General features: G+C 72.9%; 18 protein-coding genes. 6 read left to right on the forward strand and 12 right to left on the reverse strand.

The window, feature by feature from the left end:
* The first annotated feature begins 26 nt into the window (after positions 1-26).
* The 3 genes from glgX (at position 27) to J8N05_RS31365 (ending at position 6,180) form a co-directional block, all read left to right on the forward strand.
* Entirely contained in the window at positions 27-2,135 is a 2,109-nt protein-coding gene (gene glgX / locus J8N05_RS31355; protein WP_210888810.1) for a glycogen debranching protein GlgX, read from the forward strand.
* A 217-nt stretch (positions 2,136-2,352) separates the two neighbouring features.
* The gene (treY, locus tag J8N05_RS31360; protein ID WP_210888811.1) at positions 2,353-4,755 is read left to right on the forward strand and encodes a malto-oligosyltrehalose synthase; all 2,403 of its coding nucleotides are present in this window, start codon (positions 2,353-2,355) and stop codon (positions 4,753-4,755) included.
* Positions 4,756-4,929: 174 nt separating this feature from the next.
* Positions 4,930-6,180 (forward strand): M14 family zinc carboxypeptidase, encoded by a 1,251-nt coding sequence (locus J8N05_RS31365; protein ID WP_210888812.1) that lies wholly within the window; start codon positions 4,930-4,932, stop codon positions 6,178-6,180.
* A 51-nt stretch (positions 6,181-6,231) separates the two neighbouring features.
* On the opposite strand, the gene J8N05_RS31370 is transcribed toward J8N05_RS31365, so the two are convergent.
* From J8N05_RS31370 to J8N05_RS31380, 3 genes are all read right to left on the reverse strand, one after another.
* On the reverse strand, positions 6,232-6,657 hold the full coding sequence (locus J8N05_RS31370; protein ID WP_210888813.1) for an SSI family serine proteinase inhibitor: 426 nt from the start codon (positions 6,655-6,657) through the stop codon (positions 6,232-6,234).
* Between the two features lie 42 nt (positions 6,658-6,699).
* Positions 6,700-8,094, reverse strand: coding sequence for a M14 family zinc carboxypeptidase (locus J8N05_RS31375; RefSeq protein WP_247706577.1), 1,395 nt, complete (start codon positions 8,092-8,094; stop codon positions 6,700-6,702).
* A gap of 221 nt (positions 8,095-8,315) precedes the next feature.
* The gene (locus tag J8N05_RS31380; protein WP_210888814.1) at positions 8,316-8,873 is read right to left on the reverse strand and encodes a DUF1707 and FHA domain-containing protein; all 558 of its coding nucleotides are present in this window, start codon (positions 8,871-8,873) and stop codon (positions 8,316-8,318) included.
* Positions 8,874-9,074: 201 nt separating this feature from the next.
* Between J8N05_RS31380 and treZ the strand changes: the two genes are divergently transcribed.
* Entirely contained in the window at positions 9,075-10,820 is a 1,746-nt protein-coding gene (gene treZ / locus J8N05_RS31385; protein WP_210888815.1) for a malto-oligosyltrehalose trehalohydrolase, read from the forward strand.
* A gap of 147 nt (positions 10,821-10,967) precedes the next feature.
* Here the strand turns inward: treZ and J8N05_RS31390 are convergent, their stop codons facing one another.
* The 9 genes from J8N05_RS31390 to J8N05_RS31430 form a co-directional block, all read right to left on the reverse strand.
* Complete coding sequence (locus tag J8N05_RS31390) at positions 10,968-11,924, reverse strand: aminoglycoside phosphotransferase family protein (protein ID WP_210888816.1); 957 nt, start codon at positions 11,922-11,924, stop codon at positions 10,968-10,970.
* 67 nt (positions 11,925-11,991) lie between these two features.
* The gene (locus tag J8N05_RS31395) at positions 11,992-13,116 is read right to left on the reverse strand and encodes an aminopeptidase P family protein (protein ID WP_210888817.1); all 1,125 of its coding nucleotides are present in this window, start codon (positions 13,114-13,116) and stop codon (positions 11,992-11,994) included.
* A gap of 139 nt (positions 13,117-13,255) precedes the next feature.
* Positions 13,256-13,879 carry a LysE family translocator gene (locus tag J8N05_RS31400; protein ID WP_210888818.1) on the reverse strand — a complete coding sequence of 208 codons (624 nt, stop codon included), beginning with the start codon at positions 13,877-13,879 and terminating at the stop codon, positions 13,256-13,258.
* Between the two features lie 124 nt (positions 13,880-14,003).
* Positions 14,004-14,639 (reverse strand): S1C family serine protease, encoded by a 636-nt coding sequence (locus tag J8N05_RS31405; protein WP_210888819.1) that lies wholly within the window; start codon positions 14,637-14,639, stop codon positions 14,004-14,006.
* Between the two features lie 89 nt (positions 14,640-14,728).
* Positions 14,729-16,915 carry a germacradienol/geosmin synthase Cyc2 gene (cyc2, locus tag J8N05_RS31410; RefSeq protein WP_210888820.1) on the reverse strand — a complete coding sequence of 729 codons (2,187 nt, stop codon included), beginning with the start codon at positions 16,913-16,915 and terminating at the stop codon, positions 14,729-14,731.
* A gap of 321 nt (positions 16,916-17,236) precedes the next feature.
* On the reverse strand, positions 17,237-17,983 hold the full coding sequence (locus tag J8N05_RS31415; protein WP_210888821.1) for an ABC transporter ATP-binding protein: 747 nt from the start codon (positions 17,981-17,983) through the stop codon (positions 17,237-17,239).
* A gap of 9 nt (positions 17,984-17,992) precedes the next feature.
* Positions 17,993-18,787, reverse strand: a complete 795-nt coding sequence (locus J8N05_RS31420) for an ABC transporter permease (RefSeq protein ID WP_247706578.1) — start codon at positions 18,785-18,787, stop codon at positions 17,993-17,995.
* 262 nt (positions 18,788-19,049) lie between these two features.
* Complete coding sequence (locus J8N05_RS31425) at positions 19,050-19,826, reverse strand: ABC transporter permease (RefSeq protein ID WP_210888824.1); 777 nt, start codon at positions 19,824-19,826, stop codon at positions 19,050-19,052.
* On the reverse strand, positions 19,823-20,824 hold the full coding sequence (locus J8N05_RS31430) for an ABC transporter substrate-binding protein (RefSeq protein WP_247706579.1): 1,002 nt from the start codon (positions 20,822-20,824) through the stop codon (positions 19,823-19,825). The genes J8N05_RS31425 and J8N05_RS31430 overlap by 4 nt, the downstream gene beginning before the upstream one ends.
* Positions 20,825-20,980: 156 nt before the next feature.
* Here J8N05_RS31430 and J8N05_RS31435 point away from each other — a divergent pair, with 156 nt between their 5' ends.
* Entirely contained in the window at positions 20,981-21,538 is a 558-nt protein-coding gene (locus J8N05_RS31435; protein WP_210888826.1) for a hypothetical protein, read from the forward strand.
* Between the two features lie 32 nt (positions 21,539-21,570).
* Entirely contained in the window at positions 21,571-23,073 is a 1,503-nt protein-coding gene (locus J8N05_RS31440; protein WP_210888827.1) for a YncE family protein, read from the forward strand.
* Positions 23,074-23,114 lie beyond the last annotated feature (41 nt).

Below are 23,114 nucleotides of genomic sequence, written 5' to 3' on the forward strand. Positions count from 1 at the left end.
GTCGCACAACTGGAAGAGTTGCATCCATGCAGGTCTGGCCTGGACAGGCGTACCCACTCGGTGCCACGTACGACGGCGCCGGCACGAATTTCGCGGTCTTCTCGGAGGCCGCGGACCGGATCGAGCTGTGTCTGCTGCACGACGACGGCTCGGAAACGGCGATAGAGCTGCGCGAGACCGACGCGTTCGTCCGGCACGCGTACCTGCCCGGCGTGATGCCGGGCCAGCGGTACGGCTTCCGCGTGCACGGTCCCTACGAGCCGGAGCGGGGGCAGCGCTGCAATTCGGCGAAGCTGCTGCTCGACCCGTACGCGAAGGCCATAAGCGGCAGCATCGAATGGGGCGAGGAGGTGTACGGCTACCACTTCAAGTCGCCCGGCAGGCGCAATGACCTGGACTCCGCGCCCCACACGATGAGCTCCGTGGTGGTCAATCCGTACTTCGACTGGGGCGACGACCGGCGCCCGCGCACGGAGTACCACCACACCGTGCTGTACGAGGCCCATGTGAAGGGCCTGACGATGCGGCACCCCGGGCTGCCCGACGAGCTGCGCGGCACGTACGCGGCGCTCGCCCACCCGGCCATCATCGAACACCTGACCGAACTGGGCGTCACGGCGCTGGAACTGATGCCGGTTCACCAGTTCGTGAACGACCACCGTCTGGTCGACATGAGCCTCAACAACTACTGGGGCTACAACACGATCGGCTTCTTCGCCCCCCACAACGCGTACGCGTCCTGGGGCGACCGCGGACAGCAGGTCCTGGAGTTCAAGTCGGCCGTCCGGGCGCTGCACGAGGCGGGGATCGAGGTCATCCTCGACGTGGTCTACAACCACACCGCCGAGGGCAACCACCTCGGCCCGACGCTGTCCTTCAAGGGGCTCGACAACGCCTCCTACTACCGGCTGACGGACGACCCCGCCTACTACATGGACACCACGGGCACGGGCAACTCCCTGCTCATGCGCTCCCCGCACGTGCTCCAGCTGATCATGGACTCGCTGCGGTACTGGGTCACCGAGATGCACGTCGACGGGTTCCGCTTCGACCTGGCGGCGACCCTGGCCCGGCAGTTCCACGAGGTGGACCGGCTGTCGTCGTTCTTCGACCTGGTCCAGCAGGACCCGGTGGTCTCCCAGGTGAAGCTGATCGCCGAGCCCTGGGACGTCGGCGAGGGCGGCTACCAGGTGGGCAACTTCCCGCCGCTGTGGACCGAGTGGAACGGAAAGTACCGCGACACCGTACGGGACATGTGGCGCGGCGAGCCGCAGACGCTCGCCGAGTTCGCGTCCCGGCTGACGGGGTCCTCGGACCTCTACCAGGACGACGGGCGGCGCCCGCTGGCCTCCATCAACTTCGTCACCTGCCACGACGGCTTCACGATGCACGACCTGGTGTCGTACAACGAGAAGCACAACGACGCGAACGGCGAGGACAACCGCGACGGCGAGAGCCACAACCGCTCGTGGAACTGCGGGGCCGAGGGCGACACCGACGACCCGGAGGTCCTGGCGCTGCGCGGACGCCAGATGCGCAACTTCACCGCGACGCTGCTGCTCTCGCAGGGCGTGCCGATGCTCAGCCACGGCGACGAGTTCGCGCGGACGCAGCACGGCAACAACAACGCGTACTGCCAGGACACGGAGCTGTCCTGGGTGCCGTGGCCCGAGGACGGCAGCGAGCTGCTGGAGTTCACGCGCGCGATGGTGTGGCTGCGGCGCGAGCATCCGGTGTTCCGGCGGCGCCGGTTCTTCCACGGGCGGCCGGTCGAGGGCACCCACGACGATCTGTCGGACATCGCCTGGTTCACACCGGCCGGTGAGGAGATGACCCAGGACGACTGGGACTCCACGCAGGCGCGGGCGCTGTCGGTGTTCCTCAACGGCAACGCGATCTCCGAGCCGGGGCCCCGCGGGGAGCGCATCGCGGACGACTCGTTCCTGATGCTGTTCAACGCCTCGCCGAAGACGCTGGAGTTCGTGGTGCCGGTGAATCACGGGCGGCAGTGGCAGGTGGTCGTGGACACGGGCCGGTCCGCGGGCGTGGCGCCCGGGACCGGGGCGAAGGTGAAGGCGGGTGACCGTCTGTCGCTGGTCGACCGGAGCATGGTGGTGCTGCAGCGCCCTGCGTAACGCTCCGCGGGTGCGCGCCGCTTCCGGGTGCGGGCCCGGTGGGGGCTGGCCGCGCAGTTCCCCGCGCCCCTGATGGGGCGCAGCCCCTCCCAGGGGCGCGGGGAACTGCGCAGTCTTTTGGCTTTTGAGGGGCGCGGGGAACTGCGCGAACGGCCCCCACCGGGCCCGCAGGCGGGAACGTGACACGAAATGGCGTGAGCCGGGTACATACGGTCCCATGACACCTGTCGTGCCGACCGCCACCTACCGCCTCCAGCTCCAGCCGGACTTCCCCTTCGCCGCAGCCGCGCAGGCGGTCCCCTACCTGGCCGGGCTGGGCGTCTCCCATCTGCACCTGTCCCCCGTCCTGGAGGCCGTCCCCGGCTCGGGACACGGCTACGACGTCGTGGACCCCGCGCGCGTACGGGAGGAACTGGGCGGCGAGGCCGGCCTGCGGGCCCTGTCGCGCACCGCCCGCGAGCACGGGCTGGGGCTCGTCCTCGACATCGTGCCGAACCACATGGCGATGTCCCCCCGCCACAACCGCCCCCTGTGGGAGGTGCTGCGGGAGGGCCCCGACTCGCCGTACGCGCGCTGGTTCGACATCGACTGGGCGGCCCAGGGCGGCCGTGTCCTGCTGCCGGTGCTCGGGGCGCCCGTGGGCGCGGTGACGGGCACGGGCGACCTGGTGGTCGACGGGGACGTCCTGCGCTACCACGACCACGCGTTCCCACTGCGGGCCGGCACCGCGCACCTGCCGCTGCCGGAGCTGCTGGACGCCCAGTGGTACCGGCTCACGTGGTGGCGCCTGGCCCGTACCGAGCTGAACTACCGGCGGTTCTTCAGCATCTCGGAGCTGATCGGGGTGCGCGTCGAGGACCCGGAGGTCTTCGACGCGACCCACGGCAAGATCCTCCGGCTGCTGGACGAGGGGGTGGTCGACGGACTGCGCATCGACCACCCGGACGGCCTCGCCGACCCGGACGCGTACCTGCGCCGTCTCCACGAGGCGACGGGCGGGCGCTGGACGGTGGTGGAGAAGATCCTCGCGGACGGCGAGCCGCTGCCCGCCGCCTGGCCGGTCGCCGGCACCACGGGCTACGACGCGCTGCGGCACATCGACGGTGTCCTCACGGACCCGGCGGGCGCCGGGGAACTCCTCGGCCAGTACCGGCGGTTCGCGGCCCCCCAGGCCGACCGCGGGGGCGTCTGGGAGGCGACGGTGCGGCGGGCCGCGTACAAGGTGGTCCATCACGAGCTGGCCGCCGAGGTCGACCGGCTCACCCGGGAGGCGGACCTGCTGTGCCGCACGTCCGCGGACCCCGCACTGCGCGACCGCGCCCCCTGGGCCCTGCGTACCGCGCTGCGCGAACTCCTCGTCCGCCTTGAGGTCTACCGGCCGTACACCTCCGGGGACGCCGCGTCGGTCCTCACCGAGGAGGCCGCGCAGGAGGCGAAGCAGGCCTTCAAGGTCCCCGAGGAGGCGCAGGCCGTCGATCTCGTACGGGATCTGGTGCTGGGGCGCGTCGGCGAGGGACCGGGGTTCGCGGCGTTCCGGGCCCGGTTCGCCCAGCTCGCGTCGGCGCTGCGGGCCAAGTCCGTGGAGGACACGGCGTTCTACCGGTACGTACCGCTGCTGTCGGCCACCGAGGTGGGCGGCGAGCCGGGGGCGCCCGCGGTGTCCCCGGAGGACTTCCACGCGTACTGCGCGCGCGTGCAGCGCGACTGGCCCGCGACCGGCACCGCGCTGTCCACGCACGACACGAAGCGCAGCTCCGACGTGCGGGCCGCGATCTCCGTGCTCACGCAGGCCCCCTCGCGCTGGGCCGACTTGCTCGCCGAGGTGACCGGGCGGACGGCCGCCGAGGGTGTGGCCGCGCCGGATCCGCAGGTGGCCTGGGCCGCCTGGCAGACCGCCGTCGGGCTCGGCCCCGCGGACGGCGAACGGCTGCGGGGGGCTCTGCTGAAGCACATCAGGGAGGCGGGCCTCGGCACGGCGTGGACCGAGCAGGACCCCGCGTACGAGGAGGCCGTGGCGGACTTCCTGAAGGCGGGCCCGTGCGGGGCGGCCGGGCAGATCGTCGCCGAGTTCAGGGAGTCGCTGGAGCCGTACGTGCGGGCGAACGTCCTCGGGGCCGCCCTGGTCCAGCTGACGATGCCGGGGGTGCCGGACCTGTACCAGGGCACGGAGGTCGAGTACCGGGCCCTGGTGGACCCGGACAACCGGCGGCCCGCGCACTTCCCGCCGGGTGACCCGGAGGGCGTGGGCGGTCTGTCCGCTCTCTCCGCGGAGAAGGCGGCGCTCACGACGGCCGCCCTGCGGCTGCGGCTGCGGCGCCCCGCGGTGTTCGGCGAGTCAGCCGCGTACGAGCCGCTGCCCGCCCGGGGCCCGGGGGCCGCGCACTGTCTGGCCTTCGCGCGCTCCTCGGAGGTGGTCACGGCCGTCACCCGGCTGTCGCTGCGTCTGGAGGAGGAGGGCGGCTGGCGCGACACCGAACTGCCGCTGCCCGCCGGGCGCTGGACCGATCTGCTCGCGCCCGGCAGGGAGTTCACGGGGCACGCGCGCGTGGAGGCGCTTTTCGGACGGTCGCCCGTGGTGCTGCTGGAACGGGTGGGGGACGATCCGGTGCACACCGGCTGACGGGCGGCGCCGGGGCACCCGCACCGCCCGCGTCCGCCGTCCGCAGGGGCATCGGCACCCCGGGCACCCGTATGTGCTGCTGGGCGCTCCCCGGAGGCGCCCCTCCACGTACTTGACAGTTCATCCAGTACGTGGAGTACTGCGGATTGCGACGCAGGGCGGACCAAGTCGGGGGTGAGTCTCCTGCCGGAGCTGCGCTACCCCAGTGTGACCGAACTCGAACGCTCCGCCCGGGCGCTGGCGGCCCGACGGCCGGGCCTGTGCACGCTCCGGCGGGTCGGCTCCTCGCGGGCCGGACGGCCGCTGTGTCTGCTGTCCGTGGGTCACGCCGAGCGCGCGGTGCTGATCGTCGCGGGCGCCCACGCGAACGAGCCCGTCGGCGGTGCCACCGTGCTGGCACTGGCCGAACGGGTCGTGCGGGAGCGGCGGCTGCGGGACGACACCTCCTGGCACTTCCTGCTCTGCGCGGACCCCGACGGCGCCGGCCTCCATGTGACCCCCGCGCCGCGCACCCTGCTCGACTACCACCTCGGTTTCTTCCGCCCCGCCGGGCCCGAGCAGCCCGAGTGGTCGCCCTCGGTGCTGCCGCCCGACCGGCTGCCGCCCGAGACCCTGGCCCTCATCGGGGTCATCGACGAGCTGCGCCCCTACCTCCAGGTGACGCTCCACGGCACCGACCTCGGCGGCAGCTGGGTGCAGCTCACCCGGGACATCCCGGGCCTGGCCGAGCCGTTCGGCAAGTCGGCTGCGGAGTTGAACATCCCGGTCGAGACGGGCGCCTCGGACGCCGCGGGCTGGCCCGCCTCCGGACCCGGGGTGCATGTGATGCCCGCGCCGGGCACGGATCCGGCGTATCTGAGCATGCCGGACGACGCCCGGGAGAGCACCTGGTACCGGGCCCATCTGTACGGCGGTCTGACCGCGGTCGTCGAGGTCCCCATGTGGGCGAGCGACCTGGTGGACGACCCCACTCCGCATCCCGCGCCCGCGGCGGCGATGAGCCGCCTGGCACGCCGCCTGCGCCAGGACGCCCACCAGGTCGAGAGCGTCCTCACCGACGCGCTGCCGCGTCTGCCGGGCCCCGCCGGGCCGCTGCTGCGGGCCGCCCGGTGGGCGCTGGAGCTGGTTCCCGGACTGGCCGTCGACTGGGTCCGGCCACCGCCCGCGGACACCACGATGGCGCACGTGGGCAGCGTGGACGCGTTCGGCCGACGGCTCCCGCTGCGGGCCGCGGCGATGCTCCTGCGGGTCCTGCGGGAGGCCGACGACCGTGCCGCGCCCGCCCTGGAACACCTCGTCGGGTCCTGGAGCGAGGCCTTCGCCCGGCGCTTCCGGGCGCGCTGGGTGCCGCTGGAGCAGCAGGTCGAGCACCAGAGCCGCACGGTGGTGGCCGCGGCACGCCACGCCCGCGACGGAGCGCCCTGAGGCTCCCCCTCCCCGGCCGCGATGCCGGTACGGTCAGTGCGGTCGGTGCGGTCAGTGCGGCAGGGCGAACACCGCTCCCGTCCGCGCCGTCATCACACAGGAGTTGGCGAACGTCTCCTTGTACGTGATCGCGTGGCCGCCCCACTCGCCGCGCGCGGAGACGGACACCGGCGCGTAGACCATCGGGCAGAAGGTGTCCTTGAGCGGGATGCGGCCGACGTCGCCGTGCGCGGCCCGCAGTTCCTCGCAGGCGCGCACGGCCTGCTCGTGCCCCCGGGGCGGATCGCAGAGCAGCAGCGTGCCGCGGAGGTCGCCGGAGCGGGACTCGCCGCGGGCGACCGTCACATAGAGCCAGTCGCCCGCGGGTGCCTCCGGGAGCGCCGCCGCCCGGGCCTGCACCGGCCCCGCGGCGAGGAGTGCGCAGGCGGCCAGCAGGAAGGCCCGTACCGCCGTGGTCGCTTTCTGGTTGTTCGTCATTGCCTGTGCATCGGCACGCGGGGCCCGCGGGCCCACCCCGACTCACTCGAACGGCACCTCGGCCCGCGTCGTGGGCCGGCCGGCCGGACGCGACCCGGGACCCCGGTGGCGGGCCAGGTCGAACGCGGCGAGCACCACCCGCGCCTGGTACTCGGCCTGCCGCGCGACCGGGATCCAGCGCGCCCCGTGGCCGTCGTGGTAGTCCGCGCACCAGTCGTCGATGAGCCGGTCGAGGTCGTCCGCCGCGCCGTACGGGTCCGCTCCGGCGGTGGTCGCCAGCTGGTGCAGCAGGCCCGCCGTGCGCAGCGCTATCCGGCGGGCGGAGATGCGCAGCGCGGTCAGCCCGGACGTGGTGAGCGGCGGCAGCGGGCGGACGGCGCCGGCGGCGTCCGTACCCGGGCCGGTGTCGGGGTCCCAGGAGTCGGCGAGGCCGGGGCAGACCAGTACGTAGTCGTCGACGGGCGCGAGGAGCCGGTCGACGTCCCCGGGCCCGCCTCCCACCGTGTTCAGGTGGGGGCGGATCCGGGCCAGCAGTTCCTGGAGCAGGGCCGTGTCGTGGCGCAGGGTCCGGGCGACGTCCCGGAGCGCGCTCTCGCTGTCGGCGGGCGCGGAGGGGTCCTGCACGGCCGCCACGCCCCACATGGGCGCCTCGACGACCGCGGTCACCGTCCCGTACGGGTGCGGGTGGAACCAGGTGGACTCGACGGCCGCCTCCGTGATGGCCGCGGCGAGGTCGCCGCGCGTCGGGGGCGGGATGCGGTAGACCGCCGGCCCCAGGACGGGCCAGTACAGCGTGTCGTACGGGGCGAGTTCGAGCGGGATGTCCAGGCGCGTCGCGATGTGCGCGAGCCGGGGTGCCAGGCCGGGCAGGTCGCGGGTCAGCTCGACGAAGCCGCCGCCCACGTCGACGCCGTGCAGGGAGCACTGGAAGAAGGGCCGCAGCTCGTCCTGGAGGGCGAGCAGGGCGCGGGTCTCCGGCAGCGCGGCCCCCGCGGCGCCGTCGGGCAGCCATTCCGGCTGTTCCATGAAGCCGGGGCGGAAGAAGTTCCGGAAGTGGTGGCCGAGGGTGTACGGGCCCGCCAGCCAGCGTTCGTTGCGGCGGGAGCCGTCGGGGTCCAGGCACAGCAGGAGGTTCCAGGTCACGTCGGCGCCGTCGCACAGCCGGGGGTCGGCCAGGGCCCGTTCGGCCAGGCGCAGGACGGTGGCGCCGCCCACCGGTTCGTTGGCGTGGGGGCCGGCGACGACGAGGACGTGGCGGCTGCCGTGTCCGACGGACAGCAGCCGCAGCGGAAGTCCGGCCCGGGAGGTGCCCACCTGGCGCAGCCGGGCGTCCCGTGGGCGGCGGTCGACGAGCGCGGCCGCCCGGACGCCCAGTTCGTCGACGGAGGGGTAGCGGAGGAGTGGCGGCAGGGTCTTACCTCCGCAACGAGTTACCACCGGTTCACTTGGTGTGCATGGTGTACGCACAGTGAGTCACGGCGGCGGGGGTACGTCAACACCGGTGCACGATAGAAATATGCACGCCTGCCGGGCTTCTTCGGCCGGCGTCGGCGGAGGCGGCGGTTCCGCCCGCCGGGCCCGGGGCCCGGGCTTGAGCGCGAGCTTGGGGCCGGACTTGGGCCCGGGCTCGGCCCTGGTCCGCCGCGAGCCGCTCGGGCCTAGTCGGCCGCGAGCCGGAAGACCATCCGGCCGAAGCTGACCTGGTCGCCGACCTGGACGACGGCGGCGCCGATCACCCGTCGCCCGTTCACGGCCGTGCCGTTGGTCGAGCCGAGGTCGCGCAGCACCCACAGGCCGCCCTGCCGGGTGAGTTCGGCGTGCACGCGCGACACCGTCTCGTGGCTGAGCCGCAGACCGCTCGCCGGGTCACGGCCTATCCGCAGCGGGTACCGGCTCTCCGGCCGGGGCAGCAGCAACTTGGGGAGCCGCTCGGCCTGCCAGGCCCTGCGCAGTCGCACGGAGAACCCGGAGACCGCCTCGACCGTGCCGAACAGCAGCCGCGACCAGCGGCTCTCGGTACGCAGATCGGCGGTGAGCGCGGCGAGTTCGTCCGAGGTGCGGGCGGCGAACGCGAGTTCCATCCGCACAAGGAACGTGTCGTGCGAGAGCCTCCCCAGGGCGGCACCCTCCCGGAGCGCCTTGAGCGTCCTGTCCCGCTCGGCGTCCGACAGCCGCGCGGGAGCGGGATAGGTGTGGAACTCCGAGGACGACGTCACGCTGCCGATTGTCTGGCAGCGCGGCCGGAGTGTCCAGAAAACACAGCTCTTCGGAGGAGTGCGCACCGCGGGTACGGCCGTTTTCCGTCGCGGGATCAGGAGGATCGTCGTCCGATCGAGCGGATCCGAAGGTGAATTGATCTCGTTTGACGCACCATGGGACCGGCGAGGTCACGGTGAGCAGACGAGGGAGAACCGTCCGTGCAGTTCGAGGTGTGGGCACCACAGGCCGATCGCATGACGCTCCACTGCGCGGACACCACGCGCGCGTTGGAGCCCGATCCGCAGCGCCCGGGGTGGTGGACGGGCGAGGCCGAGGCGCGGGACGGCACGCGGTACGGGTTCGCGGTGGACGACGGTCCGGTGCTGCCGGATCCGCGTTCGTACCGGCAGCCGGACGGACCGGACGGCCTGAGCGCGGTCGTCGACCAGGAGCGGTACGCGTGGCGCGCGGAGTGGGCGGGGCGCGGGCTGCCGGGCGCCGTGCTGTACGAGCTGCACGTGGGCACGTACACCCGTGAGGGCACGCTGGACGCGGCGGCCGAGCGGCTCGGGCATCTGGTGGAACTGGGGGTCACGTACGTCGAGTTGATGCCGCTGTGCCCGTTCCCGGGGCAGCACGGGTGGGGGTACGAGGGGGTGTCGCTGTGGGCCGTGCACGAACCGTACGGCGGCCCCGAGGCGCTGAAGCGTTTCGTCGACCGGGCGCACGAGCTGGGGCTCGGTGTCGTCCTGGACGTCGTGCACAACCACCTGGGGCCTTCCGGCAACTATCTGCCCGCCTTCGGGCCGTACTTCACGGACACCCACCACACCCCGTGGGGTTCGGCCGTGAACCTGGACGCGCCCGGCTCGGACGAGGTGCGCGCGTTCCTGCTGGGCAGCGCGCTCTCCTGGCTGCGAGACTACCGGATCGACGGGCTGCGCCTGGACGCGGTGCACGCGCTGTACGACACGCGCGCGTGCCACTTCCTGGAGGAACTGTCGGCGGCCGTGGACGGGCTCTCCGGGGAGTTGGGCCGGCCGCTGTTCCTCATCGCCGAGTCCGACCTGGGCGACCCGCGACTGATCACCCCCCGCAAGGAGAACGGGCTCGGACTGCACGCGCAGTGGAACGACGACTTCCACCACGCGCTGCACACCGCGCTGACCGGTGAGAAGCAGGGCTATTACGCGGACTTCGGCCGGGCCCCGCTCGCGGCGGTGGCGAAGACGCTGACGGCGGGCTACTTCCACGACGGCACGTACTCCAGCTTCCGGGGCCGGCGGCACGGACGGCCGCTCGACCGCACGCGGGTCGCGGGGCACCGGCTGCTCGGCTACTCGCAGACCCACGACCAGATCGGCAACCGTGCCCTGGGGGACCGGCTCGCGGCCTCCCTCTCCCCCGGCCTGCTGGCCTGCGCGGCGGCGCTGACGCTCACCGGGCCGTTCACGCCGATGCTGTTCATGGGCGAGGAGTGGGCCGCGGGCACGCCCTGGCAGTTCTTCACGGACCACACGGACCCCGAGCTGGCGGAGGCCGTGCGGCGGGGCAGGCGGCGGGAGTTCGGGTCCCACGGGTGGGCCGAGGAGGACATCCCGGACCCGCAGGACCCCGCCACGCGCGAGCGGTCCTGTCTGGACTGGTCCGAGCCGGAGAAGGGGGTGCACGCGCGGGTGCTCGCCTGGTACCGGGAGCTGATCGCTCTGCGGCACGCCCAGGCCGACCTCACCGACCCCGATCTCGCGGACGTCAAGGTCGCGTTCGACGAGGGTGCGCGGTGGCTCGCCTTCCGGCGGGGAGACGTCCGGGTGGTCGTGAACCTCGGCGCGGAGCGGGTGCGGATTCCGCTGGGGACGCGGGCCGCGCGGGTGCTGGCCGCGTGGGAGCCGGTGGATGTCCCCGGCGGGGACGGGCTGTTGGGGGTGCCTGGGGAGTCGTGCGTGGTGCTGCTGCAGGGGTGATCTCGGGTGCGGGTCCGGTGGGGGCCGTTCGCGCAGTTCCCCGCGCCCCTGATGGGGCGCAGCCCCTCCTAGGGGCGCGGGGAACTGCGCAATCTTTTAGGGGCGCGGGGAACTGCGCGGCCCGCCCCCACCGGGGCCGCAGACGGATCACCACGTGTCCTCCGTGAGGCGTTCCAGCAGGATCGCCTCCCACGCGTGGGCGAGCTGCGCGCGCAGCAGCGGGAGGGGGCTGCCGGAGCGGCCACCGAGCCGGTCCGCGAGCCGCGTCAGCGTGTCGCAGCGCGCGAGCCACAGCCCGCGCAGACACGGCCGGGCCCCGTACCCGGCCAGGGTCGCCGCCCGGACGGCCGCAGGCGCCCCCACGGCCACCGCGAGCCCCGCGATGTCCTCCGTGGGATCGCCGACCGCCGCGTCGGTCCAGTCCAGGACACCGCGGACCCGCCCGTCACCGCTGACCACGAGGTGCTCGCCCTTGAGGTCGTGGTGGACGAGGAAGGCCGCACCCGGCTGCGCGGCGAGCTGCACGACACCGCCCGCGGTGAGCTGCTTCAGCCGGGCGGGGTCGAACTCGTCCGCGGCGGCGAGCCGTTCGGCGGCCCGCTCCGCCGCGGCCCGCAGCGTTTCGAGGGACCGCGGCGTCGCGCGGGGCACACCGAGCGACTCGGCCTGGGGCCCCGGCACCTCGCGCAGTCCGCTGAGCAGCCCCGCCAGATCCGCCTCCCCCACCGCGGAGACGTCCCGCTGCTCGCCGGACCCGCCCGGGATCAGCGTGTCGAGCGTGTACGTCAGCCCGCTCGCCCATTCGCCGTGGGCGACGCTCACCGGGACGGCGACGCCGATGTGGGGGCGTACCAGCTCGCGCAGGCGCAGTTCGCGCCGCTGGCGCCGGGACGCCTCGCGGTCCGGGGCGAGCCGCAGCACATGCCATGCGCCCACGAACCAGGTGGAGTGCTCACCGCCCTCGGCGACGGGCGCGATCCGGAGCCCGCCGCCGTCTTGGAGCGGAGGGTCCTGGAGCGGGGAGTCGTGGAGCGGGGAGTCCTGGAGCAGGGAGCGGACGACGCGTCGCACGGTGTCCGCGGTGGGTGTCGCTGCCTGGGTCATGGTCGCGCCGTCCGCCGTCGGGGAGTCCGGGGTGCGGGAGCCGCTGTCCGGCGCCCGCCGGGTGTGGTCAGTTCACGACGGCCATCTCCCGCGGGGTTTCGTTGAGGCGGCGTCCGCCGTCCTCGGTGACCGTCACGATGTCCTCGATGCGTACCCCGAAGCGGCCCGGCAGATAGATGCCGGGCTCCACGGAGAAGCACATGCCGGGCACGAGGGGCTGTTCCTCGCCCTCGATCATGTACGGCGGTTCATGGGTGGTGACGCCGATGCCGTGCCCGGTGCGATGGATGAAGCGGTCGCCGTACCCGGCCTCGGTGATGTGGGCGCGGGCGACCCGGTCGACGTCCTGGCAGGCGATCCCGGGCCGCACGGCCTCGCACGCGGCCTGCTGGGCGGCGCGGACGATGTCGTGGACCCGCTGCTCCTCGGCGTCCGGCTCGCCGACGTGCACCGTGCGGGAGGTGTCGGAGCCGTAGCCGTGCTTCAGTCCGCCGAAGTCGAGGACGACCGTGTCGCCGTGCTCGATGACACGGGAGCCGGCCTCGTGGTGCGGGCTGGCGCCGTTCGGCCCCGACCCGACGACCGTGAAGTCCACCTGCTCGTGCCCGAAGTGCCGCAGCAGATCGGCGAGGTCGCCCGCGACGTCCGACTCGCGGCGCCCCGCGAAGGCGACCTTCAGGATCTCCTCGTACGTGGCGTCGGCGGCGGCGCCCGCGGCCGCCAGCCGCTCCAGTTCGGCGCTGTCCTTGACGGCCCGGAGCATCGGCAGTCCCTCGCTGAGGGAGACGTACGACGTGCCGGGCAGTTCCTTCTGGAGGCCCAGCAGGTGCAGCGCCCAGGCGTTGTCGCTGACGCCGTAGCGGCCCGAGGCGTCCAGCAGCGGGGCCGTGGCGCTGTACGGGTCCTTGCCGTCGGTCCAGTCGCGCAGCCTCAGCGCGGGCGCGCCCACGGCCTTCTCGGCGTCCGGGGCCTCCAGCGTGGGCACGACGAGCACGGGGTCCTGCCCCGCGGCCAGTACCAGCAGGGTGAGCCGCTCGGTGGCCGCGGGCGGCGCGTAGCCGGTGAGCCAGACGAGGTCGGGTCCGGGCGCGACGAGCACCCCGGCGAGCCCCGCCTCCTCGGCGGCCCGTGCGGCACGCTGCATCCGGGCCCGGTGGTCGTCGGCGGTGAAGGGCTCGGGCGTGCCGGTCATCCGGTCCTCCGTGGGTCGATCCCTGGGTCGGGTCGCGGGGTGAGCCGCGGGTGGAAAGGGGCCACGGGCAGCATCCTGCCCGGACAGCGGGGGTGACGCGAGCCGGTCGGGGGCGCTTCTTTCGACTCTTTCGACGGCATCAGCTGTCCAGGGCCAGCCTGGCGCCGAGGAGCAGCAGCACCCCGCCGGAGACCTGCTCCAGCCTGCGCCGCACCCCGGCCCGGGACAGCAGGGTCCTCATCCGTCCCACGCACCACACGTAGACGCTGTAGTAGCCGACCTCGTAGACCGCCCAGAGAGCGGCGAGCCCCAGCATGGCGGGCAGGTGCGGGGCGCCCTTCGGTACGAACTGCGGGAGGAAGGACATCGCGAAGATCGCCGCCTTGGGGTTGGCGAGGTTGATCAGCAGTCCGGCCCGGTAGGAGGCCCGGCCGCTCCCCGCCTCCTCCTGCGCCCCGCCGTCGTCCATCCCGCCCTGGGCGTGCCGCGCCCGCCACAGCGTCTGTACACCGAAGACGACGAGCACGACGGCTCCGACGACGCGCATCACGTCGTACGCCACTTCGGAGGCGGTGAGCAGCGCGGTCAGGCCGAACGCGGCGACGACACCCCACACGAAGACGCCGGTCTCGTTGCCGAGCACCGTCAGGAGACCGGAGCGCCTGCTCCGCAGCGACTGCCTGATGATCAGCACGGTGCTCGGTCCGGGTGAGGCGGCTATCAGGGTGCAGGCGCCCAGGAAGGCGAGAAGGGTGCTGAACATGGGCCCATCGTGGCGCCGGGCGGCAGGCGCGGCAACGCATTTCCCGTTGGCGGTGAGGCCATTCAGGGGAGGCGGCACAACCGTGCTCGGGGTGGCCGTGCGACGGCGGGGCGGGTGGCGCCCGTCAGGTGACGACGCCCGGGGTCACCGACAGCTGCCGGTAGCCGCCGCTCGCGTGCCGCAGCGTGAGTCGGACCTTCTCCCCGGGGCGCGCGGCGGCGACGGCCCGTGCGAGGTCGGCGGCGGAGTCGACGCGGGTCGTGCCGAGGACCAGCAGGACGTCACCTGGTACGAGACCCGCGGTGTGGCCGGGCCCGGGGGCGTGCACGCCGACCAGGAGCGCGCCCGGGCCGCCGGACGCGTCGACGGCCTCCACGCCGAGCGTCGACCGCTCCCCGGCCCGGCCGGCGGGCGAGGGTCCCGGGCGCTCGGACGACCTGGCGAGCGCGGCCGAACTCCCGCCGCCCGGACCGGACTCGCTCCCGCCGGGCCCCGCGGACGCGGCGGACGCCTCCTCGGCGCCCGCCCGCCCCTGGAGCTCGGCGAGCCTGCTCATACCGATCACCGTGGCGCCCACGGTGCCGAGCCCGACCCCCGACAGCACGAGGACCGTCCCGACGAACAGGCTGAACAACAGGGTCGTGAGCCGTCGCCCGCGCCGCCGTGCGCCGCGCGGACGGCTGCCCGGACCGGACGAGCGGTCGCCGTCGCCCGGTTCCCGACCTGGCATCGGCTTGGGACGCAGCACTGTCTGTTCCATGGATCGCCTCCGGCCGGAGCCCTACCCTCCGCACCTGCCCGCGACGATCCCCGAACGGGTGACAGCGCCCGCGCCCGACCTCCCCGGGATCAGAGGGCGGTGGCGGCGGCGGTCCGCCAGACACTGCCGAACGGCAGCTCCGGAAGCTGCCCCGGTACGAAGCCGTGGGCCCGGCGGGCCAGGTCGGCGGCTCCGTAACGCCCGCAGTCGTAGTGCCACTTCAGGATGCCGGCCATCCAGTTCTGCAGCTCCACGACATAGCCCTCCATGATCCCGCGGACCTCGTCCGAGAGGCCGAGGTCCTCGTACAGGACGGGGAGTTCGTGGGCGGCGACATGCTCGAACTGCCGCATGCGCTGGGTCATCAGGTCGTGGACGATGCCGAGCGCCTTCGGGTAGTCGCAGCCGAAGAAGTTCTGCACGACCAGGATGAGATTGTGCACCTCGCCCTCGTACTCGATCTCCTTCTGGTACGAGAAGACGTCGTTGACGAGCATCCCGTAGTCGATCGCCGCGTTCTCCAGTGCCCGGACGGGTCCGCTGCGGTAGACCTCCGGCGGTACCGCGGGGCCGTGGCCCAGCCGGCACAGGCTCATGGTGAGGTCGGAGCCGAAGGTCGCGCGGCGCATCTCCAGGTAGTCGACGGGGTCGGGGATGCGATTCTGCAGCTGGTTGGTCAGCTCCCACACCCAGCTCTCCGTCATGACCTCGACCGAGGCCCGCATCGTGCGGCGCGCGTCCGGCGTCATCGTGGCCGTCGTCCGCAGCCAGAGATCGGCGAGCGCGCGCTCCATGGCGTTGGCCGGGGGCGGGATCTCCTCGCCGCCGAGGGGCATGCAGGCGGACAGCCGCGCCGTGCACAGTTTCGCGGCGGCCAGGTCCCTGCGGTTCCCGAACACCATCGGGTAGTAGTCGTCGGCGTACGTCCCCCACACGAGCCACTGCACGCTGAGGTCCAGCGCCTCGGGGGTGCCGTCGGGATCGAGTCCCGCCGAGCACAGCGGCAGGTCGTAGGCGGCGAGCTTGTCCTCGTCCCAGATGCCCTCCTGGAGGATGCCCATGCCGTGCGCCCACGGGGTGATGCGCCGCCGCGCCCCCTCCAGGTCGGCGTTGAGCCGGACCTCGAACGGCATGGAGAAGTCGGGGAGCAGCGAGGGGCCCACCTTCTGGTACGGCACGTGCGTGTACGCGCGCAGCCGGTCGGCGCCCGCCGCGGCGAGCAGCGCCCCGACGTCGGCGGCGGAGGTGCCGGGACCGGTGAGGCCGTCCAGCGGCGAGGACTTGAGCGCCCCCTCGTTCATGTACCGGCTGGATCGCAGGTGCCACTCGTGGCCGCCCGCCTGCCAGTCCTGCAGCCCCCTTGTGTACGCGGCGACCGCCCGGACCTCTTCCGGTGTGAGGCCCTTCTCCAGGGCCAGCGCGGGCACTTCGGTGAGCGCCGTGTGGTCGAACTGGTAGAGGCGTGAGGAGAGGACGTCGTTGACGGTGTCGGCGGCCTGCTGCGTCGTACACCCGAAGAACGTCTCCAGGACGAGCACTCCGTTGCTCAGCTCGCCCTCCTCCTCGACCTCACGCTGGTACGAGAAGAGGTCGTTGCGCAGGTGGACCGCGTCGGAGAAGGTCTCCATCAGTACGCGCATCGGCCGGGAGCGGGCCACCTGGTCGGGGACCTCCGCGGTCGCGTACTCCACGAGCCCCGCCGACCAGGGGGCGCCGCCCACCTTGCGGCGCATCTCGATGTACTCGACGGGGTTCGCGATCCGCCCTTCGTTGATGTTGGACAGCTCCCACATCGACTCGTTGAGCAGATGCTCGGTCGACTCGGCGAAGCGCCTGCGCCAGCCCTGGGACATCGAGGGGACCGTACGCGCCCACAGGTCGGCGAGGCCCGCCTCGACCGGGTTCTGCGGCTCTGGCACGGCGGTCGCGAGGTCGAGCGGCATGAAGAGCGGCAGGCGGTCCAGGTAGGCCTTGCCGCCCGCGCGGTCCTGGCTGCGCTTGAAGGTCTCCAGGAAGTGGTCGTCGAAGAAGAAGACCCACACGTACCAGTCGGTGATGAGGGAGAGGGCGGGGCCGTCGCACTCGGGATGCGTGTACGCGCACAGCAGTCCGTAGTCGTGGGCGTCGAGGTCGGCCTGCTCCCAGATGCCGGAGCCCTCCAGCATGCCCATGCCGCGGGCCCAGTAGGTGGTGTGGGTGCGGGCCTCTTCGACGTGCGGGTTCAGCCGTGCGGGGTACGGCGTGTAGAAGTGGGGGAGTTCGAACGGCTGCGTCATGGGCCGGGCCTACCCGGGGTTGCCGTGGGGCATCCGGGCGGGGGTGGATGATCGCACCATCGCGTGAACGGATGAGTGAAGGGGGCTCTGCCGGGTATGGGGTGGGGCGTTTTCTCGCCCCCGCCGCCCCTACCCGTTCCCGTCCCTGTCTCGGGGGCGCTGCCCCCGAACCCCCGGTCCTCAAACGCCGGACGGGCTGGATTTTCAGCCCGTCCGGCGTTTGAGGACGAGCGCGCAGCGCGATACGGGGGGCGAGGGGACGCAGCCCCCATCCAGTGACGGGAACGGGTAGGGGCGGCGGGGGCGAGGAAAAGGGGCGGTTCAGGCGCGGACCGCTCGGCCTATCTCTGCGCGTAGTGCCACGAACTCCGGCAAGCCGCGCGTAGCGATCTGGTACCGCTTGCCCGGGAGCGGGACCGGCAGGTCGAGGACCACCCGGGACCCGGGCCCCGCGGACAGGACCACCACCCGGTCCCCTACGTACACACTCTCGTCGATGTCATGCGTGACGAACACGATCGTCGCCCCCTCCGACCGGTGGACCTCCAGCAGCAGATCCTCCAGATCCTCGCGGGTCTGCGCGTCGAGGGAGCCGAAGGGCTCGTCCATGAGCAGCAGGGACGGCCGGCAGACCAGCGCCCGCGCGATCGCGACCCGCTGCTGCATACCGCCGGACAACTGCCAGGGATACCGCCGCCCCGCCCCGAGAAGCCCCACCCGTTCCAGCATCCGCTCGGCCTCCTCCCGCCGCTCCGCACGGCCGAGTCCCCGCCGCCGCAGGGGAAGCGCGACGTTCTCGCGGACCGACAGCCAGGGGTAGAGCGACCGTCCGTAGTCCTGGAAGACGACGGCCAGCCGGTCCGGGACGCCGGTGACGGGCGCCCCGTCGACGGAGACGGTCCCCTCCTGGACCGGGAGCAGGCCCGCGACGGTCCGCAGCAGCGTCGACTTGCCGCAGCCGGACGGCCCGACGACGCACAGGAGTTGGCCGTCGGGCACGGTGAGGGTGATGTCGTGCAGGACGGGGTGATCGCCGTACCCCTGGCCGAGCGAGTCGAGACGCAGCATGCGGTCCTGTCACCTGTCCCCGCTGCCCAGCAGTCGCTTCTCGACCGCCAGCAGACCGGTGTTGAGTACGTATCCGAGTGCGCCGAGCAGCACCAGCGCGGCCCAGACCGTGAGCAGGTCCGAGCGTGACTGGGCGTCGGTGAGGGTGAAGCCGATGCCGTTGGCCGTGCCGGGCAGCAGCTCCGAGAAGACCATGAGGACGAGGCAGAGGGAGAGGCTCAGGCGCAGACCGGCGAAGATGCGGGGCAGCGCCGAGGGCAGGAAGAGGAACCGGAGCCGTTCGGTCCTGGTCAGCCGTAGTACCGCGGCCACTTCGACGCGCAGGGGGTCGGTGTTGCGGACGCCGTCCGCGGTGTTGATCAGGACGGGCCAGACGGCGCTGAAGACGATCGACGCGACCTGCATCCGGGTGCCGAAGTCGAGGAGCACGACGAAGACGGGGACCAGGGCGGGGGGTGGGACGGCCCGGGCGAACTGCAGGACCGGGTTGCACAGGGCGTGGGCCCGGCGGGAGCGGCCCAGGGCCGTGCCGAGGGCGATACCGGCGATCGCGGCGAGGGCGAAGCCGGTGGCCATGCGGGTGAGGCTGGGGAGGATGTTCTCGGTGGCGGCGGGGGTGAGGAAGGCGTGGGTGGGTGGGCCCGAGAACCACAGGGTGTGGGTGTGGCGGGCGATGTCGGTGGGTGGCGGGAAATAGACGCTGGGGTGGGTGCGGGTGGTGAGTTGCCAGGCGGCGACCGCCACGGCGAGTACGGTCCAGCGCAGGAGGGGGCCGCGGGCTGCTGCCGCCTTGAGGCGCCTCACGATCGGGCCTCCCCGCAGAGTTCTTCGCCCCCGCCGCCCCTACCTGTTCCCGTCCACGACTCGGGGGCGCTGCCCCCGAACCCCAGGTCCTCAAACGCCGGACGGGCTGAAGGATTTTGGCTGCGAGCCGGTGGGGGCGGGCCGCGCAGTTCCCCGCGCCCCCAGGCACCTGGGGGCGCGGGGAACTGCGCAGACGGGGGCGAGGGGACGCAGCCCCCATGCAGTGACGGGAAGGGTAGGGGCGGCGGGGGCGAGAAGATGCTCATCGCTCACCCCGATGCTCCGGTGTCCATGGGAACAGCCGTCTCTCCCCCCACACCAGCACACTGTTGATGACCAGCCCGAGGGCCCCCGCCCACACCACCCCCGCCAGTACGTCCCGCGTACCGTCCGTCGCCAGCCCCGCCTGGGCGATGAAGATGCCGAGCCCCTCCCCGAACCCCGCGAGGATCTCCGTGGCGACGGCCAGGATGAGGGCGACGGCCGCGGAGATGCGCAGGCCCGCGGCGATGAAGGGCGCGGTGGCGGGGAGTTCGACGCGCAGGAGGACCGACAGACGGCCGAAGCCGAACGCGCGCAGGGTGTCCTTGGCCAGCGGATCGGTCTCGCCGAGGCCGTAGACGGTGTTGAAGAGGATCGGCCAGACGGAGGCGTACGCGATGAGCGCGACCTTCGTCTCCGTGCCGGACCCCAGCAGCAGGGACACCAGCGGGATCAGCGCGACGGACGGCAGCGGGCGCAGGAACTCGACGATGGCGCGCACCGCCTCGTCGACGACGGGCACGCTGCCGAGGAGCAGGCCCAGCGGTACGGCGATCGCGCACGCGAGGCCCAGGCCGAGGGCCCAGGCGCGCACGGTGGCCCCGATCCCGTCCAGGAAGAGCGGGTCGCCCGCCAACTCCACCGCCCGTGCGAGGACTTCGGAGACGGGCGGCAGGTAGTCGCGCCGTACCAGGCCCGCCCTGCCGACGGCCTCGCACAGGCCGAGGGCGAGCAGCACACCGAGTGCGCCGAGCAGCAGTTCCTGTCGGCGCCTCACTCGACCAGCAACGTTCCCGGATCGATCGGCTTCTTCAACAGGCCCTGTTCCTTCATGAGTTCGGTGAGGCGACGCAGCTCGGACGCGTCCGAGGTCACCGGGTACGCGGGCAGCCGGATCGTCTCGGCCTGGTCCGCGGTCACCTTCGTGTACTTGGGCAGTTCCTCGCGGACGGCGTCCTGGTCCTGGGTGGCGATCTGCGCCGCCGCGGCGATGGCCCGCTGGAAGGCCGCCGCGGTCTTCGGGTTCTTGGAGGCGTAGTCGCCGGTCGTGATGTATCCGCTGATCGGGATGTTCTCCACGGGGGCGGAGCCGCCGTCGACGAGGACGCGGGCGTCGAGCTGTTTCTGGATGGCGCTGTTGAAGGGTTCGACGGCGTGGACGGCGTCGACCTGGCCCTTCTCCAGGGCGACTCCCATCTGGGGGAAGGCGATCTGCCGGTACTCGGGTCGGCCCGCGCCCTGTTGGCCGAGGATCGCGTTCAGGGTCAGCGACTGGATGTTGTTGAGGATGTTGACGGCGACCTTCTTGCCCTTGAGGTCGGCGACGCTGCGGATGTCGGAGTCCTCGGGCACGAGCACGTCCATCATGTGCGGTGCGACGCGGGCCCCTTCGGCGAGGATGCGCAGGTCCAGCGTGCCTTTCTCGTGGGCCTGGAGGAAGGTGACGTAGTTCGCGCTCGCGATCACGTCGACCTGGCCCTTGGAGAGGGCGGGCAGTGCCTGGATGGACTGCTGGACGGGCTGGATGCGTACGTCCAGGCCCTCCTTCTCGAACAACCCTCTGTCCCGGGCGAGATAGAGAGGCGCGTCGTCCGCCAGGGGCAGCGCGGCGACGGTGACGCTCGACCGCTCCAGCCCCTTTCCGTTCCCGTCCCTGCCGGCGTCCGTGTCGTCGGAGTCGCCGCCGCATGCCGCGACGGTCATCACCAGGGCGGCCGCGAAGGCGATCAGCTTGCCCGTGCTTCCCGCGCGGGAACGGTCTTGGAGCGTCGGCATGGGCGCATGATGACCTGCCGATTGACATGATCACTACACATCTTTGCGCCGTTCCCGACAGCCGCGACCCGCGAAGACGCGGGTTGACGATCCGTTGACCTTCAACTTAGGTTTGCCTTACCTAAGTGGTTCTCGCCTCCGAAAGGCCAACTACCCATGAGATCCGCCCTGTTCTCCCGTGCCGCCCGTATCGCCGCCGTCGGGGCCACCGCCGCCGCGCTGACGGTCGGGCTCGCCACCTCCGCCTCGGCCGCCACCGCGACGCGGTCCGTGACGGTGAGCGGTACGACGTACAACCTGTCGCTGACGGCCCCCGACAGCCTGTCGTCCGCCGGACAGAACGTCACCGTCTCCGGCAGCGGCTACAACACGCTCCAGGGTGTCTACGTCGGTCTGTGTGTGATCCCCGAGGGTGTCGAGCCGGGCAACCCGTCGACGTACACCTCCCGGCCGACCCCCTGCCTGGGCGGCGCCGACCAGTCCGGCACGACGGGCGCCTCGCACTGGGTGTCCAACCTCGGCGGCGGCACGGTCGCCAACAGCTCCACCTACGGCACCGGCGGCTCGTTCAGCGTGAGCGTGCACGTGAACCCGAACATCGCCGCCGGCACCGTCTGCGGCACGGACGTCGACTGCGCCCTCGTGACGCGCGCCGACCACACGGGCAGCAGCAACCGCTCGTACGACGTCTACCTCCCGGTCACCTTCTCGTGACCGCGCCCCTCAGAACCCGGGGGCGGAGCGATGTGCTCCGCCCCCGGGCGGCGGGCGCCCTGGCGGGCATCACGGCCGTGGTCCTGTCCGTCGTCGCGGTCGGCACGCCCGCCGCGGGCGCCGACGATCCGCCGGCGGCCGACGGGTACGAGCGGACGGCCCGCCTCACGACCGTCGGCAAACCGCTCGACCTGCTGCTGCACCCCGAGTCGGGCAAGCTGTACGTCGGCTCCGACACCGTCGCCGGTACGCCCGACGGCAGCCTGGCCGGTGTCTACGCCGTCGACCCGGCCTCCGACACGGTGCTGAGCTGGGTGAAAACCTCTCCCGGCAGCACGGGCGCGCCCGCCCAGCTGCCGGGCAAACGGCTCGCCGGACCGCTGCCGGGCGACGGGGTGCACTACCTCGTCGGACTGCGCGGGATCGCCGCCGCCAAGGACGGGGACGCGTCGGGAAGCGGCGGCTGGCTCACCGGTACGTCGATCACGCAGGCCAGGTCCGGCGCGAAAGCCGGGACGGTGGTGATCGTCCGCGGGACGAAACTTGAGGAGGTCGCCGTCGGCGGGACGGCGGTGACCGTGGAGCGCTCCCTCACCCTGCCGGCCACCGGCGGCCCGCTCGCCGTGGACACCGCGGCCGGGCAGATCTGGGTGACGGACAACACCAACGGCGTGCTGCGCAGGGTCGGTTCGGCCGATTTCACGCCGGACGGCAAGGAGATCGCGCTCGGCTCCGGAGCCGCGGTGTCCTTCCTGGAGTGGGACACCGGACGCGGAGTCCTGTGGGCGGGGCGCGGCACCGTACTGGAGGCGTACGACATCGCCTCCGGGAAACTGGCCGCGTCCTTCGACGCGAAACCGGGCGACACCATCGCCGACGTCGCCGTGGACCCGCGCTCCGACCGGGCGTTCGCGGTGTGGCAGGACTGGGGCAATCCGCCGGAGGAGGGGGACGGCGTCGGGCAGCTCGCGGTGTACGACACGGCGACGCTCAAGGACCTCGATCTGGGCGCCGAACTGCCGGGCGTCAACGGCCAGTTGGGCAGTTCGTCCGTCGCGGTGACGCCGGGCGGCGACGCGGTGTTCGTCGCGAGCCCCTCGGACGCCTCGCTCACCGTGTTCAAGGCGCCGGAGCCGCCGACGCCCTCGCCGACACCGACCCCGACGGACCCCGAATCCCCGCCGCCGTCGCCCGATCCGTCACCCGGCGACACGGACCCCGCCCCGGACCCGAGCGACGACCCGACCGAACCGACCGACCCGTCCGGCTCGGGCACCACGGTTCCCGTCGACGGTCCCGCGGACGACGGGAACAGCGCGGGCGGCACGGTCGACAGCGGTGACACGAGTGGCGGAGCGGGTACGACCGGTGGCTCGGTGGGCGGTGGCCCGCTCGGCACCACCGGCGACGGCTCGCTCGCCTCGACCGGTTCCGACCTGCTCCTGCCCGCCGCCGCGGGCACCGCCGCCCTGCTCGCCGCCGGCACCGCCGCGATCCTGTGGCGCCGACGGACGAACGGACGGCTGGAGCCCTAGCGGCGGACGGGCCCTGGAGGGCTGGGGCGCGGTCCCCCGCC

The sequence above is a fragment of the Streptomyces liliiviolaceus genome, assembly GCF_018070025.1.
In the GTDB taxonomy this organism is placed as follows: domain Bacteria; phylum Actinomycetota; class Actinomycetes; order Streptomycetales; family Streptomycetaceae; genus Streptomyces; species Streptomyces liliiviolaceus.

What these genes read in the sequence shown, in the direction of transcription:
- glgX (WP_210888810.1), top strand. Translation starts at nt 27, where the DNA reads ATGCAGGTCTGGCCTGGACAGGCGTACCCACTCGGTGCCACGTACGAC.
- treY (WP_210888811.1), top strand. Translation starts at nt 2,353, where the DNA reads ATGACACCTGTCGTGCCGACCGCCACCTACCGCCTCCAGCTCCAGCCG.
- J8N05_RS31370 (WP_210888813.1), bottom strand. Translation starts at nt 6,657, where the DNA reads ATGACGAACAACCAGAAAGCGACCACGGCGGTACGGGCCTTCCTGCTG.
- J8N05_RS31390 (WP_210888816.1), bottom strand. Translation starts at nt 11,924, where the DNA reads ATGACCCAGGCAGCGACACCCACCGCGGACACCGTGCGACGCGTCGTC.
- J8N05_RS31395 (WP_210888817.1), bottom strand. Translation starts at nt 13,116, where the DNA reads ATGACCGGCACGCCCGAGCCCTTCACCGCCGACGACCACCGGGCCCGG.
- J8N05_RS31400 (WP_210888818.1), bottom strand. Translation starts at nt 13,879, where the DNA reads ATGTTCAGCACCCTTCTCGCCTTCCTGGGCGCCTGCACCCTGATAGCC.
- J8N05_RS31405 (WP_210888819.1), bottom strand. Translation starts at nt 14,639, where the DNA reads ATGGAACAGACAGTGCTGCGTCCCAAGCCGATGCCAGGTCGGGAACCG.
- cyc2 (WP_210888820.1), bottom strand. Translation starts at nt 16,915, where the DNA reads ATGACGCAGCCGTTCGAACTCCCCCACTTCTACACGCCGTACCCCGCA.
- J8N05_RS31415 (WP_210888821.1), bottom strand. Translation starts at nt 17,983, where the DNA reads ATGCTGCGTCTCGACTCGCTCGGCCAGGGGTACGGCGATCACCCCGTC.
- J8N05_RS31430 (WP_247706579.1), bottom strand. Translation starts at nt 20,824, where the DNA reads ATGCCGACGCTCCAAGACCGTTCCCGCGCGGGAAGCACGGGCAAGCTG.
- J8N05_RS31435 (WP_210888826.1), top strand. Translation starts at nt 20,981, where the DNA reads ATGAGATCCGCCCTGTTCTCCCGTGCCGCCCGTATCGCCGCCGTCGGG.